This is a genomic window from Hydrogenophaga sp. L76, assembly GCF_057654755.1.
This window is the reverse complement of record NZ_CM172807.1, coordinates 2255323-2270492: the sequence shown is the minus strand read 5'-3', so window position 1 is coordinate 2270492 and position 15170 is coordinate 2255323. Positions and strand designations below refer to the sequence as shown.

Sequence of the window (15170 nt, the reverse complement as noted above, 5' to 3'; positions counted from 1 at the left end):
TGAACGGTTGTTGCCCTGAGCCGCAACAACCCGATACGTTGTTTCCATGGAAGTCCTGCTGATCGACCCACTGGTCCCCGAGGCCCTGAGCTGGTTGCGCGAGCGCTACGAGGTGGCCTTCCGTCCGGATCTGGCCGACGACCCGGTCGCGCTGCGCAACACCGCCTACAAGACGCGCGCCATCGTCCTGCCACCCCATGTGGTGGTGTCGCAGGAATTCCTGGACTTTTCACCCAAGTTGCAGCTGGTGGCTCGCATGCAGATATCCAGCGACAACACCGATCTGGAGGCCTGCGCCCGGCGCCACGTGCGCGTGGTGCAGGCGCGCAGCGCCACGGTGCGCTCCAACGCCGAGTACCTGCTGTATGGCCTGCTCATGCTGTACCGCCGGGGCATGATCAGTGCGTTGCTCGGTCGCCAGATCGCGCAGGTGCGCATGGGGCGGGAGCTGGCGGGCAGCACCGTGGGTGTGCTCGGGCTGGCCCCGGTGGCTCACACGCTCGCGCCCATGCTCAAGGGCCTGGGCGTGCGCCTGCTGGGCTACGACCCGGCCGTGCACCATGCCGCGCCCATCTGGGCCAAGCTCGGTGTGGAGCCGGTTCCGCTCAACGATCTGCTGGCGCGTTCCGACGCGGTATCGCTCCAGGTGGTTTATGCCTCCCGCTTCCGGGGCTGGATCAACGAGCGGCTGCTCAACCACTGCAAGCCTGGCCAGCTGTGGGTCGGTGTGAGCCGCAGCTCGCTGTTCGACCCGGAGGCCCTGGCCCTGGCCCTGACCGATGGCCGCATCGACGCCTGTCTGCTCGACGGCGCCAATCCGGCTTTTGCGGCCGAAGGCACGCCGCTGTACAACGTGCCCAACCTGCACCTGACGCCGCGCCTGGGTTCTCATACCCGCGAAGCCAAGCTGCGTGCCAGCTGGTACGTCGCTCACCGCATCCACGAGACGCTGTCGCCTGCGACAGCCGCGACAAAACAGAGCGAATTCTCCGAACTCGACAGCCTGAACCACCCGTCCGACATGGAAGACCCGCAGGCGGTTTCGCCGTCGCAGTGGGAGTCGCTGGCGGTCCACCACCGGCCCTGAACGCGGTTCAGGTCCGCGCGGTGGCGGGTCAGTTGCCCAGTCGCGCCAGTTGCTCGCGCACCTTGGCCAGCGTGGCCGTGAAGTCGGCGACACGCTTCTTTTCCTGATCGATCACCGCCGGCGGTGCCTTGGCCACGAAGGCCTCGTTGCCCAGCTTGCTGTTGGCCTTCGTGACCTCGTTTTCGAGGCGTGTGGCTTCCTTGGACAGGCGCACCTTTTCGGCGGCCACGTCGATCTCCATGAACAGGCACAGGCGGGCTTCACCCGCCACGGCCACGGGAGCGGCCTGCGCGGCGGCGGCCCAGGCGGCCTCGTCGGTGAACACCTTCACTTCGCTCAGCTTGGCCAGGCCCTGCAGCACGGCGGCGTTGGCCTGCATGAAGGCCGTGTCGCCCAGCACGTACAGCGGCAAGCGGGTGGCGGGTGAGACGTTCATCTCGCCGCGCAGTGTGCGGCAGGCGTCCACCAGACCCTTGAGCTTGGCCACAGCCGCTTCGGCGGTTTGATCGATGCGCTCGGGCTGGCTGACCGGGTAAGCCGCCACGCTCACCGATTCACCGGCACGGCCGGCCACGGGCGCAACCTTCTGCCAGAGTTCTTCGGTGATGAAGGGGATGACCGGGTGGGCCAGACGCAGGATGGTCTCCAGCGTGCGGATCAGCGTGCGGCGGGTGGCGCGCTGCTGCGCTTCGTTGCCGGTGTTGATCTGCACCTTGGCGATCTCCAGGTACCAGTCGCAGAACTCGTTCCAGACGAAGTCGTAGACCGTGTTGGCCACGTTGTCCAGGCGGTACTCGGCGAAGCCCTGGGCCACCTCGGCTTCCACACGCTGCAGCTTGGAGACGATCCAGCGGTCAGCGGGGCTGAACTCCAGGTAACCGCCGGGCAGGCACTCGGCCGCACCGTGGTCCTTGAGGCCGCAGTCCTGGCCTTCGCAGTTCATCAGTGTGAAGCGCGTGGCGTTCCAGAGCTTGTTGCAGAAGTTGCGGTAGCCCTCGCAGCGCTTGCTGTCGAAGTTGATGCTGCGGCCCAGCGAGGCCAGCGCGGCGAAGGTGAAGCGCAGCGCGTCGGCGCCGTAGGCCGGGATGCCTTCGGGGAATTCCTTCTCGGTCTGCTTGCGCACCTTGGGCGCGGTCTCGGGCTTGCGCAGGCCGGTCGTGCGTTTGTCCAGCAGGGGAGCGAGCGAGATGCCGTCGATCAGGTCCACCGGGTCGAGCACGTTGCCTTCGGACTTGCTCATCTTCTGGCCCTGCGCGTCGCGCACCAGGCCGTGGATGTAGACGTGCTTGAACGGCACGCGGTCGGTGAAGTGCGTCGTCATCATGATCATCCGGGCCACCCAGAAGAAGATGATGTCGTAGCCCGTCACCAGCACAGTGCTCGGCAGGTAAAGGTTGTAGTCGTCGGTGGGCTTTTCACCTTGTTCTGGCCAGCCCATCGTCGAAAAAGGAACGAGCGCCGACGAGTACCAGGTGTCGAGCACGTCTTCGTCGCGCGTGAGGGGACTGCTGTTGGTTAGGCGTTGAGCAATGGCTTCAAGGGGGCGACCTTCTTCTATCTGTCGCTGTTGCCATTGAGCGGTAGCTTCTTCCAGGCTGCGCGCCACGTAGACCTGGCCCTGCTCGTCGTACCAGGCCGGGATCTGGTGGCCCCACCAGAGCTGGCGGCTGATGCACCAGTCCTGGATGTTGTTCATCCACTGGTTGTAGGTGTTGACCCAGTTCTCGGGCACGAACTTCACCTCGCCCGACTGCACGGCAGCGATGGCTTTGTCGGCGATCGAGGTGCCGCTGGTGTTGTGTTCATTGCCCTTGCTGGTCATGGCGACGAACCACTGGTCCGTCAGCATGGGCTCGATCACCTGGCCGGTACGCGCGCAGCGCGGCACCATGAGCTTGTGCTTCTTGGTCTCGACCAGCAGGCCGGCGGCTTCGAGGTCGGCCACGACCTGTTTGCGGGCGACGAAACGGTCCAGGCCGCGGTATTTTTCGGGCGCGTTGTCGTTGATGGTGGCGTTGAGCGCCAGCACGCCAATGATCGGCAGCTGGTGGCGCTGGCCGACGGCGTAGTCGTTGGCGTCGTGCGCGGGCGTGACCTTGACCACACCGGTGCCGAATTCGCGGTCCACGTAGGCGTCGGCGATCACGGGGATTTCCCGGTCGCACAGCGGCAGCTTCACGTACTGGCCGATGAGCGCGCTGTAGCGCTCGTCTTCCGGGTGCACCATCACGGCCACGTCACCCAGCAGGGTTTCAGGGCGGGTGGTCGCCACCGTGAGGTGACCCGAGCCATTCACCAGCGGGTAGGCGATGTGCCAGAGGAAACCGTCTTCCTCTTCGCTTTCCACCTCCAGGTCGGACACGGCCGACATCAGCACCGGGTCCCAGTTCACCAGGCGCTTGCCGCGGTAGATCAGGCCCTGCTGGTAGAGCTTCACGAAGGTCTCGGTCACGACCTTGCTCAGCTTCTCGTCCATGGTGAAGTACTCGCGGCTCCAGTCCACGGAATCGCCCATGCGGCGCATCTGCGTGGTGATGGTGTTGCCGCTTTCTTCCTTCCATTCCCAGACCTTGGCGACAAAGTTCTTGCGCGCCTCGGCGGGCGTGGGGCCCATGTCGTGGCGGCTGATACCCTTTTCCTGCAACTGGCGCTCCACCACGATCTGCGTGGCGATGCCCGCGTGGTCGGTGCCCGGCACCCAGACCGTGTTGGCGCCGCTCATGCGGTGGTAGCGCGTGAGGCTGTCCATGATGGTCTGGTTGAACGCGTGGCCCATGTGCAGCGTGCCGGTCACGTTGGGGGGCGGCAGCTGGATGGCGAAGGACGGTGCGTCTTCCCTCGGCATGCCCGTGCCGCGGAAGCCCGCCACGCCGTAGCCACGCTGCTCCCACTCGGGTCCCCAGTGGGCTTCGAGCGCGGCGGGCTCGAACGATTTGGAGAGCGATTGCAGGCCAGGTTGGTGCAGGGTGTCGGACATGGGTGGGCGCAGAAGTGGATCGGCGCCCCGCAGGGCGCCGACAGGGTGAACTCGGGAATGGCCTGATTTTATTCCGCGGCGGGGGTGGGTATCTCGCGGGCCGCTTCGATGCATTCTTGCAGCACCCGAGAGTCGCCCACCTGGTTGGCCAGCAGCAGGATCAGCCGGGCATTGAGCAGTTCGCTGTCTTCGCGGCTCAGGCCTGCATGGGCATCGAGCAGCTGTTCGTAAAAGGCGTCAGCGTCCTGGAAGTGGAGGGCGAGTTTCATGGTTGATCTCCGCGCAGTCCGAGGCAACGTTCGATGGCCGAAACCAGCTGGGCGTCGACCGACTCGCCGGTGGCGGCCAGGTAGCCGTCGGGACGCAGCAGCGCCCAGGCGTGGCCAAAGACATGGCAGGCGCCCTGCAGGTGGCCCTGGTGGTCGCGGACATGCTCCAGCGCCTGCGGCGTGGCGTCGGGCCCGAGCACCTGCACGCTGCGCACCGGCGCATCCAGACACAGCCGCCGCAAACGCTGCAGGGCCGCGGCCGACAGATCGCCAAACACCAGCACCAGCAGGCCGCCCGCGGCCCAGTCAAGCAGCTCGTTGACGCAGCCTCGGGTACCGTCGGCCCAGGCGAAACGCACGTTCTGCACCGACAGCCCCGCGCCGCCGCCAGCCCGGTAGGTGCACGCGCTGGAGCGGCTGTAGGGGTTGGCCACCGCCATGCGCCCGGTGTTGATCAGGCTGCGCGCAAACGGGTACTGCCTGGCCAGCCCGATGGTGGCCTGGCGGAACAGCCGCTCGATGCCGGCGGCCGGGCGCAGAAACCGTGCGGTGCGGTTGGTCACGCACACGTTTTGCTGCGCGGCCTCGATGCGTTCCTCGTTGTAGCTCGCCAGCAGGGAAGCGTCTGCCTGGCCCTTGAGCACGGCCGCGAGTTTCCAGGCCAGGTTGTCGGCGTCCGCCACGCCGGAGTTGCCCCCGCGTGCACCAAACGGGCTCATGACCTTGGCCGCATCGCCGATCAGGAACACCCGCCCATGGCGCATGGCGTGCACGCACTCGCTGCGGTAGGTGTAGGGGCCGATCCAGACGATGTCCACCTCCACATCGGCACCGAAATGGCGCGCCAGCCGTTCGCGCACCGCTGGTTCACGGCTCACGGCTTCTGGGTCGCTGTCGGGTGCCATCTGGTAGTCGATGCGCCAGACCTCGTCGGCCATCAGGTGCTGCCAGACCGCGCGGTTTTCGTTGAATGGCGCCTCGATCCAGGTGTGGCGCTCCACCGGCGGATGTCTGGAAAAGCGCACGTCGGCGATGCACCAGCGGTCATCGCCCCGTCGGGTGTCAAACGGCACTTGTAGCCACTGACGCAACGGGCTGTTCGCGCCCGTGGCGTCGATCACGTGTTCGGCCTCCATGCGGTAGCGGCCCGCCGGGGTGTCCACGGTGAGCGTGGCGCATGTGTCGTTTTGCTCGAAGGCCACCAGCCGGTTCTGCCAGCGCAGCTCCACATGGCCGAGCCCGTGGATGCGCTCGACCAGATAGCCTTCGACATAGAACTGCTGGATGTTGATGAACGGTGGCTGGCGCGAGAGATGGAAATTGCCTTGCTGCTTCAGATCGAAGCTGAAGACCTCATCCCCGCCCGCGAAGGTTCGCCCCACACTCCACTGCACGCCCTTGGCAGCCACCCGCTCGTAAATGCCCAGGCGTTCGAAGATTTCCAGCGATTTCTGCGTGTAGCAGATGCCGCGCGAAGAGGCGCCCTTGACGCCCACGGTGTTGTCTTCGTCGATCAACACCGAGGCCACGCCGTAGCGCGCCAGCGAGCAGGCCAGCGTCAGCCCGGTGAGGCCGCCGCCGACGATGACCACGGTGTGGCGCACCAGTGGGTCGCCCTGCAACTCGGGGGGCGCTTCAAACGGGTATTCGGGCAGGTCGTAGCCCGAGCCACCGCTGAATTCGTATCCGTTTGTGGGTCCGGTTTCCCGGTACGTGTCGACGTGGCTGTTCATGGTCTCCTCACGGGATCGGTGCTCGCGGGCTGTCACTGCGGACAGTCGTCTGGCTGCGACCTGAGTGGCGCGGCTGACAGCCCTCAGCGCAATCGCGATGCCAGTTTGAGGGTTTCCCGCTGGGCTGTCGATGGTGTTGAGAGTTGTTATCAATACTATCGACGAGATAGTCATAAACAATTTGCCACATAGGCCAGAACAATTAGACGAGGTCTGCCAACGGGCGTAAGGTGCCATCTGTCTCAACGGGGTGTTCCGGCGTGGGCACCTGGTTGGGCGTTTCTTCAACCACGACAAGGAGATACCCCATGGCCGCATTGAAAGGCTCGAAAACCGAGCAGTGCCTGAAAGACGCCTTCGCTGGCGAATCGCAGGCCAACCGCCGTTACCTGTACTTCGCAAACAAGGCCGACGTGGAAGGCCAGAACGACGTGGCCGCGCTGTTCCGCTCGACCGCGGAGGGGGAAACCGGCCACGCACACGGCCACCTGGAGTTCCTGGAGCAGTCGGGCGATCCGGCCACCGGCCTGCCCATCGGCCCCACGCGCCAGAACCTGGAATCGGCTGTCGCTGGCGAAACCCACGAGTACACCGACATGTACCCGGGCATGGCCAAGACCGCGCGCGAGGAAGGTTTCGACGAAATCGCCGACTGGTTCGAGACCCTGGCCAAGGCCGAGCGCTCGCACGCCAACCGCTACACCAAGGCGCTGAACGAGCTTGTGGACTGACCCCCTGCGCCGCTGACGCGGCTTCCCCCTGAGGGGGACGACACCAGCGGCCCGGCAAAGCCGGTTCCGCGGTGTCCTTGGGTGAACTCCCCCTCACTACGGGGGTGTTTTTGAAAGCGTTGCAATCGAGCGCTTTCAAAAACCCACGATAACAACCCGCACAGACGAGGAGAAGAGACATGGCGACCGAAGGCAACCTGCAGGCTCCGACGCGGCACGCACTCGACTGGAAGGGCCCCGACTTCCACGACGAGGAAAAGTGTTTTGTCGAGCTCGAACGCATCTTCGACATCTGCCATGGCTGCCGGCGCTGCGTGAGCCTCTGCGGGGCGTTTCCTACGCTGTTCGATCTGGTCGACGAGAGTTCGACCATGGAGGTCGACGGCGTCGCCAAGCCCGACTACTGGAAGGTGGTCGACCAGTGCTACATGTGCGACCTCTGCTACATGACCAAGTGCCCGTACACGCCGCCGCACGAATGGAATCTGGACTTCCCGCACACCATGCTGCGCGCCAAGGCCATCAAGTTCAAGAAGGGCGAGGTCAAGCTGGCCGAACGTTTTCTCGCCTCCACCGACGTGCACGGCCAGTTCGCGGGCATTCCCGTCGTGGTGCAGGTGGCCAACGCGGTCAACAAGACCAAGGCCATGCGCAGTGTCATGGAAAGCGTGGCCGGGGTGGACAAGGACGCCTGGCTGCCCGAACTGGCGACGAAAAAATTCCGCTCCGGCACACCAGAGGCCACGTCGTCCAACGTGGTGAATGGCGAGAAGACGCCGGGCAAGGTGGTCATCTTTTCGACCTGCTACATCAACTACAACGAGCCCGGGATCGGGCTTGATCTGCTGAAGATCCTGAACCACAACGCCATCCCGTACGTGATCGTGGAGAAAGAAAAGTGCTGCGGCATGCCCAAGCTGGAGTTGGGCGATCTGGACTCGGTGCAGGCCAGCAAGGAAGCCAACATCCCGGTGCTGGCGAAGTACGCGAAAGACGGCTTCGCCATCCTCGCCGCGGTGCCGAGCTGTGCGCTGATGTTCAAGCAGGAAATCCCGCTCATGTTTCCGGACGACGCCGACACCCAGCTCGTGAAGGAGCACATGTGGGACCCGTTCGAGTACCTCATGGCGCGCAAGCGCGACGGCCTGCTGAAGACCGAATTCCCGCAGCCGCTGGGCAACGTGAGCTACCAGATCCCCTGCCACGGCCGGGTGCAGAACATCGGCCGCAAGACCGAAGAAATGTTCAAGATGATCCCCGGCACCACGCTCAACACCATCGAACGCTGCTCGGGCCACGCGGGCACCTTCGGCGTGAAGAAGGCCTACCACCAGCAGGCCATGAAAATCGGCAAACCGGTGTTCAAGGCCATGGCGACCATGAAGGACGGAGCCAAACCCGACTACATCAGCTCCGACTGTCCGCTCGGTGGCCACCACATCGCGCAGGGTTTTGAAGTCAATGGCCTGGGCGCGCCCGAGCTGCAGCACCCGCTGAGTCTGGTGGCCAAAGCCTACGGATTGAAATAAGGAACACCCGATGCAACTCACCGGACACATCACCCCCGACAGCCTCATGAGCCTGGAGGCCTACAGCAAGTGGCGCAAGGCGCACAAGCCCGAGGTCATCGCGCACCGCAAGCAACGCAGCGTGCAGCTGGGTGAACACATCAACCTGCAGTTCGAGAGCGAGATGACCATCCGCTACCAGATCCAGGAGATGCTGCGCATCGAAAAAATCTTCGAGGAAGACGGCATCCAGCAGGAGATCGAGGCCTACGCACCGCTGGTGCCGGATGGCAGCAACTGGAAGGCCACGGTGATGATCGAATACACCGACGCCAACGAGCGCAAACGCGAGCTGGCGCGCCTGATCGGCGTGGAAGACCGCCTGTTTGTCGAGGTCGACGGTCAGGCCCGTGTCTACGCCATCGCCGACGAAGACCTGGACCGCGAGAACGATGAAAAGACCAGCGCCGTGCACTTCGTGCGCTTCGAGTTCACGCCCGCCATGTGTGCCACAGTCAAGGCCGGTGGCGCCGTCAAACTGGGCTGCGACCACACCCACTACCCGGCCCACACCCAGATCCCCATGGAAACGCTGGCCAGCCTGGCCGGCGACCTGAAGTAACCGGTCCCGTTGGTCATAATCGGGCTTCCTGCGGGAAGCCCTTTTTGTGTTTCCTCCCGCTGCGTCCACGACAACATGCTGTTCCTCATCTCCCCCGCCAAGGCCCTCGACTTCGAGACGCCGGCCCACCTTGCGACCCACACCCAGCCGCTGTTCGTGAAACAGGCGGCCGAGCTCATCGACGTGATGCGCGACAAGTCGCCGCAGCAGATCGCCGATCTCATGGGCCTGTCGGACCCGCTCTCGGGCCTGAACTTCGCGCGTTACCAGGCCTGGGTGCCGAGGTTCACCGCGAAGAATTCCAAGCAGGCGGTGCTGGCGTTTGACGGCGATGTCTACGGCGGGCTCGACGCAAAGAGCCTGGGCGAAGCCGAACTCGACTGGCTGCAGCAGCACCTGTGCATTCTCAGTGGCCTCTACGGCGTGCTGCGTCCGCTCGACTGGATGCAACCCTACCGGCTGGAGATGGGCACGCGCCTCGTCACGCCGAAGGGCAAGAACCTGTACCAGTTCTGGGGCAGCCAGATCGCCGACTACCTCAACCAGCGCGCCCGCGCCGACAAGAGCCCGGTCGTGATCAACCTTGCCAGCGAAGAGTATTTCAAGGCGGTGGACCGCCGTGTGCTGCAGCCGCGCGTGGTCAGCTGCGTGTTCGAAGAGCGCAAGGGCGACGGCTACCAGATCATCAGTTTCTTCGCCAAGCGCGCGCGTGGCCTGATGGTGCGCTACGCGGTGAAGCACCGCGTGACCACGCCCGAGCAGCTCAAGGGCTTTGATCTGGACGGCTACCGGTTTGTGGCGGCCGCATCCGACACCGACCGCCTGGTGTTCCGCCGCGAACAGAAGCCCTGACCCATGACGGGCGACACCATGGTGCAAACCATCACCCCCGAGCTGCGCCGCTGGATCGTGGAGCAGACCGTCGCCGGTTTTTCGCCCGAATCGGTGCTCGATGCCATGGTGAAGGCGGGCTGGCAGAAGGAGCTGGCGGCCTCGGCGCTGGAAGACAGCTTGCGTGAACACCTGGGGCAACGCGGGGATGGCCGAGGCGCCGGTGTGGCGCCGGCGGTCGTGACCGCGCGATCCATGGCGGGCGCCGCGCGCCTGCCCGAGATCAGCCTGTCGCCCTCACTGCTGTGCCTGGACGCCGGCGACCGCCAGGTCCGTGTGCTCGCGACGCTGGCGCTGCCGCGGGTGGTGGTGCTGGGCGGGCTGTTGAGCGACGAGGAGTGCGGAGCGCTCATCGATTTGGCCCGTCCGCGCCTGGCGCGCTCCCTCACGGTGCAGACCCAGACCGGCGGCGAAGAGCTCAACCCCGACCGCACCAGCAACGGCATGTTTTTCACCCGCGGCGAAAGCGAGCTGCTCCGCCGCATCGAGGCGCGCATCGCCCGCCTGGTGAACTGGCCGGTGGAAAACGGCGAGGGCATGCAGGTGCTCAACTACCCGGTGGGTGCCGAATACAAACCGCACTACGACTACTTCGACCCGGCCGAGCCGGGCACGCCCAACATCCTGCAGCGCGGCGGGCAGCGCCTCGCCACGCTGGTGATGTACCTCAACGAGCCTGCGGAAGGCGGCGGCACCACCTTCCCGGACGTGGGGCTGGAGGTGGCGCCGCAACGCGGCAACGCCGTGTTCTTCAGCTACGACAGGCCCAGCCCGATCACCCGCACGCTGCACGGCGGCGCGCCCGTGGTGCAGGGTGAAAAATGGGTCGCGACCAAGTGGCTGCGCGAACGCGAATTCATCTGAACCGGTCCTTCATGAACCTCCCTGAACATTCCCAGCTCGGCAAGGCCTCGGCCTATATCGACCAGTACGACGCGTCGCTGCTGTTCCCCTTGCCGCGCGAGCCCAAGCGGCGCGAGATCGGCATCACCGGTAGCGTGCCCTTTCTGGGCGCCGATCTCTGGACCGCGTTCGAACTGAGCTGGCTCAACCCCAGGGGCAAGCCGCAGGTGGCGCTGGCGCACATCACCGTGCCTTGCGAGAGCACGCACATCGTCGAGAGCAAGTCGTTCAAGCTCTACCTCAACAGCTTCAACAACACCCGGATGGAGAGCGCCGACGCGGTGCGCGAACGCATCCGCGGCGACGTGAGCGCGGCCATCTGGAGCGGCGGCCCCGTCAAGGCCGGCGCCGGAGTGCGCCTGTTGCTGCCCGAGCTGTTCGACTGTGAACCGGTCAAGGAGCTGGAAGGTTTGTCGATTGACCGGCTCGACGTGGAATGTGACCACTACCAGCCTGCGCCCGAGTTGCTGAGCGCCGCCCTGGATGAAAAGCCGGTGGAAGAAACCCTGGTGAGCCATCTTCTGAAGAGCAACTGCCTCGTCACCGGTCAGCCCGACTGGGGCAGCGTGCAGATCCGCTACAGCGGCCCGCAGATTCACCAGGCCGGCCTGCTGCAGTACATCGTGAGTTTCCGCAACCACAACGAGTTCCACGAGCAGTGCGTCGAGCGCATCTACACGGACATCATGGCGCGTTGCAAGCCCACCAAGCTCATGGTCTACGCCCGCTACACGCGCCGTGGCGGACTCGACATCAACCCCTGGCGCAGCAGCCACCCACAGCTGCCGCCAGCGAACGTGCGCACCGCGCGGCAGTGAGGCCGCCGGCGCTCACAACATCTTCTGGATCAGCGCGCCTTTGAACAACACCGGCCCGGTCGGACCGGTTTCGCTCGGCACGCCGCCCTTGGGCTCCAGGCTGATTGCCAGCGCCGGCACTTCGCGCACGTCGCGCTGGTCGGCCGCCAGCTGCAGCAGCTTCTCCTGACTCAGCACGCCCAGTGAACGCGGTGCCGCGCCGGGCGGCAGCGCCCAGAGTTGCAGGGACTTGTCGGCCGCTTCCTGGTAGCCACCCACGCGCTGCAGCGTGAGACGGCCGTTCTTCGGGTCGAAGGTCACCAGCATGGACGCGCTGGCCTGCTCGTCATTGAGCACGGCCACGTATTCGATCTGCGGTTGCGCTGACAGCTGAGCCTGCAGTTCACCGATCTGCGCACCCATCTCGTCGCGCAGGCCCACGGCCGTGACGACCGCCAGCACCGTGGCCAGCGCGCCGGCCGCGGTGGTGCCGCGCCACAACGCCAGGCTGCGCAGCCAGCCACCCGGTTTGGGTGGCGCTTTCGCTTCGTGCGCGGCGGCCATGGCGGCCTGTTCGCGCTCGGCTCGCACGAGGTTGTCAATGCGCGTCCACACCGCGGGCGAAGGTTCGACGGGGGCCTGCAGCTCGTTCATGCTGGCCACGCGGCTTTGCCAGATGAGCGCGGCCGCGCGCACCGGCGCCTGTTCGCGCGCCAGCGCTTCAAAACGGCGGCGCGCACCACCGCGCAAGGTGCCCAGCGCGTAGGCGCTGGCCAGACGGTCCAGCAGTTCGGGGTGTTGGGGCAAGTTCATGCAAACCTCGCCATGCATTGGCGCAGGTGGTCCAGCCCGCGGCGTATCCAGGTTTTCACCGTGCCCAGCGGCAGCTTGAGCTGTTGCGCCAGCTCGCCGTGGCTCAGGTCGCGCAGGTAGGCCAGGCTCACCACCTCGCGTTGCCGGTTCTCCAGGCGCCCCAGGCACTGGTGCAGCGCCCAGGCCTGCTGGCTCGCGAGGCTGGTGTCCATGGGGTTGGGCGAATCGCCTTCGAGCGTGTCGGCCATCGCCTCGTCGATTTCATCGGTCAGGTGTTCGCGCTCGGCCTTGCGGCGGCGCAGCAGGTCCAGCGATCGGCTGCGCACGATCAGGCCGAGCCAGGCCATGGGCGGGCTCAACGACGCGCGGTAGTCGGGCGCGGTGCGCCAGATCTGCAGAAAGGTCTCTTGCAGCGCGTCTTCGGCCCACCCGTTGTTGCGCACCACCCGCAGCGCGAGACCGTAGAGCTTGCCCGAGGTCTGGTCGTACAGCGCTTTCAGGGCGGGCTCGTCGCGCCGGGCCACGCGGTCGATCAGGGCCATGAGCTCGTCGTCGGGTTGGTCTCGCATGCGCGCATTGTGCGGGAGCGCCCGACCCGCCGTGGACCACAGGGTCTTGAACGGGGCCAGGCCGATCATCATGGCCGCCGCCGGCGGGGCTGCACCTGGGTGGGCACGCTCAGGGCGGTGAGCGGCGTCACGTTGAGCGCGGTGGGCGCGGCTTCGACCAGCTGGTCGGTGTGCCACACGCGCAGTCGCGCCGCGCCTTCGGGCACACCCTGCAGCGTGGCCACGCCCGCGGCGTCGGTCTTGACGGCCCAGGGCGAGTCGGTGACGAACAGGAAGCCGCGCATGGAGCCGTGGATGTGGCAACCCAGCTGCAAAGGTCCGGCCTTGCCGAGCGTCACTTCGGCGCTTTCGGACGGCTGGCCGTCGACCTTGCCACCCAGGCGCAGTTCAAACCCGGCGCCCGGTCCGGCGCTGAGCCCGGCGAGGCCGGCGGGCAGGCCGCGCACATGGTGTTCCCAGCCGTCGAGGTTGGTGAAGCGCACGCGCGAACCCACCGGCACCAGGGTCAGCGCCGGGTCGAACCGCATCTTCTGCTGGGTGATCGTCGCCTGCACCGGCGCGGGTGCCGGCGGCTTGGTGCCGTTGACCGGCTCGACCAGCACCACGGCGTCGGCCAGCGGCTGGCCATCGCGCGCGAGCAGGGTGATCTGCACCGTGGCCGCCTGGGCGGCGCCCGCGAGCAGCGCGAGCGCGGCAGCCGCAACGCCTGACAGGATCCGGGCTTTCATCGCGTGTTCACCACGTCGCGGTGCATCGGCGCGAGCAGCGCGAGCAACTGGTTCTGGCGCGTGAACGGGATGCCGCGCGCGTCCATGCTCGCTTGCAGCACCTCCACCAGCGCATTGAAGTGGCTGCGCGTCACGTCCATCTCGGCGTGGGCCTCTTTCATGTCGGGGCCCTTGTAGACGCAGGGACCGCCGGCGAGCTGGCAGACCTGGTCGGTCAGCTGCTTGGCCAGGTTGTCGAGCTGGGTTTCCTTGAACTGCTCGCCGATGCGGGCGTCGGCCTTCAGGCGGATCACGAAGTCGTCCATCAGGGCGCGGATGCCGGCCTGTTCGCCGAAAGCCTGGTACAGCCCGGGCGCGGGCGCCACCGGGTAGGCGGAGGCGGGCGTGGCTTGCAGGGGAGCGGGCATGCTCTGGGCCAGGACGTGCCCGCTGCCCATGGCGAGCAGGGTGAGGGCGGTGGCGGTGATGAGGTGTTTCATGTCGGTCTTCATGGGGTGATGGGATGGGGAATGCTCAGAAGGCGATCTGTGCCGAGAGGTAGACGCCGGTCTGCTTCCTGTTGCCGGTGGTGGCGGGCACGATGCGTCCCAGGTCCACGTAGGCGGCGGTGAGCGAGACGTTTTTGCTCGGCGCCCAGGCGATGAAAATGTCCTTCCAGTCGTCGGCACGCAGGCCGTCGCCCAGGCCCGCGGCGGCTCCCGCGCGCTGCAGCTTGTTGGGCATGGCGCGGTACTCGAAGCCCACGGCCACGTTCTTGCTCAGCAGGTAGGCCACCGAGAGCTCGGGCATGAGTTGATAGCCGTTGTCCGCGCCGCCCAGCCGGGCGCCAAAACCGAGCAGGCCGTTCTGGTTGGCCTGGGTGGCGCGCAGCGTGCCGTTGACCACCACGCCTTGTGCGAGGAAGAGCTTGGTCGCGCTCACGTAGAAGTCCACGCCATCGCGTTTCGCGCCCAGCGCGTCGAGCGTGCCGTCGAGCCCGCTGGAGCGCAGGCGCTTGGCCTGAACGCCCACGGCGATCTGCGGCATCAGCGAGTCGCTGTCGAGCACCGCATCGCCGGCCACGCGCAGCTTGGCGCCCAGGATGTCCTGCTTCAGGTGCAGGCCGGGCAGACCGAGCAGCGTGCCGGTGATGCCGGTGTCGAAATCCTGATGGCCGAAGGAGAGTTCCAACCGGTCGTTGAAGCCCACGGCCACGCCCGCCGCGGTCAGGCCGTGGTCCCTCGTTTCGGCTCGGCTCAGGTAGGCCGACACGCCTTTTTCGCCCTCGGTGGCCTGGCTGCCGATCACGGCCCAGGGGCTGATGCCGCCGCCGGCCGCGCCTTCCACCGTGCTCACGCCGCCGGTGAGCAGCAGCTTGCCGGTGTCGGCCTGGGCGGGTGTGGCGGCAAGCAGGGCGGCCGAGGCCGCCAGTGCCAGCAGGGTGGTCGATAGGGCCTGGGGGCGACGGGTCTCGGTGAGGTGATTCATGGGGTGGTTCATCGCTTGGTTGGGGTGAGGTGGTTGCTGAGGGGCGCCGTTGCCAGTGCAGCGTCTGCACAGCTG

Annotated in this window: 15 protein-coding genes; 7 read left to right on the top strand and 8 right to left on the bottom strand. The window is 66.3% G+C overall.

The window, feature by feature from the left end:
- Positions 1 to 46 precede the first annotated feature (46 nt).
- Positions 47 to 1087, top strand: a complete 1041-nt coding sequence (locus AC23D4_RS10845) for an NAD(P)-dependent oxidoreductase (protein WP_472887566.1) — start codon at positions 47 to 49, stop codon at positions 1085 to 1087.
- A 28-nt stretch (positions 1088 to 1115) separates the two neighbouring features.
- On the opposite strand, the gene AC23D4_RS10840 is transcribed toward AC23D4_RS10845, so the two are convergent.
- The 3 genes from AC23D4_RS10840 to AC23D4_RS10830 form a co-directional block, all read right to left on the bottom strand.
- On the bottom strand, positions 1116 to 4064 hold the full coding sequence (locus AC23D4_RS10840) for a valine--tRNA ligase (RefSeq protein WP_472887565.1): 2949 nt from the start codon (positions 4062 to 4064) through the stop codon (positions 1116 to 1118).
- Positions 4065 to 4132: 68 nt separating this feature from the next.
- Positions 4133 to 4333: a DUF2783 domain-containing protein gene (locus AC23D4_RS10835; RefSeq protein WP_472887564.1), complete on the bottom strand. Its 201-nt coding sequence runs from the start codon at positions 4331 to 4333 to the stop codon at positions 4133 to 4135.
- Entirely contained in the window at positions 4330 to 6066 is a 1737-nt protein-coding gene (locus AC23D4_RS10830; protein WP_472887563.1) for an FAD-dependent monooxygenase, read from the bottom strand. Before AC23D4_RS10830 ends, AC23D4_RS10835 begins: the two co-directional genes overlap by 4 nt.
- 308 nt (positions 6067 to 6374) lie before the next feature.
- Here AC23D4_RS10830 and AC23D4_RS10825 point away from each other — a divergent pair, with 308 nt between their 5' ends.
- The 6 genes from AC23D4_RS10825 (at position 6375) to queF (ending at position 11539) form a co-directional block, all read left to right on the top strand.
- Positions 6375 to 6797: a rubrerythrin family protein gene (locus AC23D4_RS10825; RefSeq protein WP_068176239.1), complete on the top strand. Its 423-nt coding sequence runs from the start codon at positions 6375 to 6377 to the stop codon at positions 6795 to 6797.
- A 179-nt stretch (positions 6798 to 6976) separates the two neighbouring features.
- Positions 6977 to 8326 carry a (Fe-S)-binding protein gene (locus AC23D4_RS10820; RefSeq protein ID WP_472887562.1) on the top strand — a complete coding sequence of 450 codons (1350 nt, stop codon included), beginning with the start codon at positions 6977 to 6979 and terminating at the stop codon, positions 8324 to 8326.
- Positions 8327 to 8336: 10 nt separating this feature from the next.
- Positions 8337 to 8927 (top strand): DUF3501 family protein, encoded by a 591-nt coding sequence (locus tag AC23D4_RS10815; RefSeq protein ID WP_472887561.1) that lies wholly within the window; start codon positions 8337 to 8339, stop codon positions 8925 to 8927.
- Between the two features lie 75 nt (positions 8928 to 9002).
- Positions 9003 to 9779: a peroxide stress protein YaaA gene (gene yaaA / locus AC23D4_RS10810; RefSeq protein WP_472887560.1), complete on the top strand. Its 777-nt coding sequence runs from the start codon at positions 9003 to 9005 to the stop codon at positions 9777 to 9779.
- 3 nt (positions 9780 to 9782) lie between these two features.
- Entirely contained in the window at positions 9783 to 10682 is a 900-nt protein-coding gene (locus AC23D4_RS10805) for a 2OG-Fe(II) oxygenase (protein WP_472887559.1), read from the top strand.
- Between the two features lie 11 nt (positions 10683 to 10693).
- Entirely contained in the window at positions 10694 to 11539 is an 846-nt protein-coding gene (gene queF / locus AC23D4_RS10800; RefSeq protein WP_472887558.1) for an NADPH-dependent 7-cyano-7-deazaguanine reductase QueF, read from the top strand.
- A gap of 12 nt (positions 11540 to 11551) precedes the next feature.
- Here the strand turns inward: queF and AC23D4_RS10795 are convergent, their stop codons facing one another.
- From AC23D4_RS10795 to AC23D4_RS10775, 5 genes are all read right to left on the bottom strand, one after another.
- Positions 11552 to 12331, bottom strand: coding sequence for an anti-sigma factor (locus AC23D4_RS10795; protein ID WP_472887557.1), 780 nt, complete (start codon positions 12329 to 12331; stop codon positions 11552 to 11554).
- Complete coding sequence (locus AC23D4_RS10790) at positions 12328 to 12900, bottom strand: sigma-70 family RNA polymerase sigma factor (RefSeq protein ID WP_472887556.1); 573 nt, start codon at positions 12898 to 12900, stop codon at positions 12328 to 12330. Before AC23D4_RS10790 ends, AC23D4_RS10795 begins: the two co-directional genes overlap by 4 nt.
- Positions 12901 to 12968: 68 nt before the next feature.
- Positions 12969 to 13628, bottom strand: coding sequence for a cupredoxin domain-containing protein (locus AC23D4_RS10785; protein WP_472887555.1), 660 nt, complete (start codon positions 13626 to 13628; stop codon positions 12969 to 12971).
- Entirely contained in the window at positions 13625 to 14107 is a 483-nt protein-coding gene (locus AC23D4_RS10780) for a group I truncated hemoglobin (protein ID WP_472887554.1), read from the bottom strand. The genes AC23D4_RS10785 and AC23D4_RS10780 overlap by 4 nt, the downstream gene beginning before the upstream one ends.
- Positions 14108 to 14141: 34 nt before the next feature.
- Positions 14142 to 15095, bottom strand: a complete 954-nt coding sequence (locus AC23D4_RS10775; RefSeq protein ID WP_472887553.1) for a DUF3034 family protein — start codon at positions 15093 to 15095, stop codon at positions 14142 to 14144.
- Positions 15096 to 15170 lie beyond the last annotated feature (75 nt).

Bases quoted from the DNA above. Each gene is read 5' to 3' on its own strand.
- yaaA (WP_472887560.1), top strand. From the start codon at position 9,003: ATGCTGTTCCTCATCTCCCCCGCCAAGGCCCTCGACTTCGAGACGCCG.
- AC23D4_RS10815 (WP_472887561.1), top strand. From the start codon at position 8,337: ATGCAACTCACCGGACACATCACCCCCGACAGCCTCATGAGCCTGGAG.
- AC23D4_RS10775 (WP_472887553.1), bottom strand. From the start codon at position 15,095: ATGAATCACCTCACCGAGACCCGTCGCCCCCAGGCCCTATCGACCACC.
- AC23D4_RS10780 (WP_472887554.1), bottom strand. From the start codon at position 14,107: ATGAAACACCTCATCACCGCCACCGCCCTCACCCTGCTCGCCATGGGC.
- AC23D4_RS10795 (WP_472887557.1), bottom strand. From the start codon at position 12,331: ATGAACTTGCCCCAACACCCCGAACTGCTGGACCGTCTGGCCAGCGCC.
- AC23D4_RS10785 (WP_472887555.1), bottom strand. From the start codon at position 13,628: ATGAAAGCCCGGATCCTGTCAGGCGTTGCGGCTGCCGCGCTCGCGCTG.
- AC23D4_RS10805 (WP_472887559.1), top strand. From the start codon at position 9,783: ATGACGGGCGACACCATGGTGCAAACCATCACCCCCGAGCTGCGCCGC.
- AC23D4_RS10820 (WP_472887562.1), top strand. From the start codon at position 6,977: ATGGCGACCGAAGGCAACCTGCAGGCTCCGACGCGGCACGCACTCGAC.
- AC23D4_RS10790 (WP_472887556.1), bottom strand. From the start codon at position 12,900: ATGCGAGACCAACCCGACGACGAGCTCATGGCCCTGATCGACCGCGTG.
- AC23D4_RS10825 (WP_068176239.1), top strand. From the start codon at position 6,375: ATGGCCGCATTGAAAGGCTCGAAAACCGAGCAGTGCCTGAAAGACGCC.
- AC23D4_RS10830 (WP_472887563.1), bottom strand. From the start codon at position 6,066: ATGAACAGCCACGTCGACACGTACCGGGAAACCGGACCCACAAACGGA.
- AC23D4_RS10840 (WP_472887565.1), bottom strand. From the start codon at position 4,064: ATGTCCGACACCCTGCACCAACCTGGCCTGCAATCGCTCTCCAAATCG.
- queF (WP_472887558.1), top strand. From the start codon at position 10,694: ATGAACCTCCCTGAACATTCCCAGCTCGGCAAGGCCTCGGCCTATATC.
- AC23D4_RS10835 (WP_472887564.1), bottom strand. From the start codon at position 4,333: ATGAAACTCGCCCTCCACTTCCAGGACGCTGACGCCTTTTACGAACAG.
- AC23D4_RS10845 (WP_472887566.1), top strand. From the start codon at position 47: ATGGAAGTCCTGCTGATCGACCCACTGGTCCCCGAGGCCCTGAGCTGG.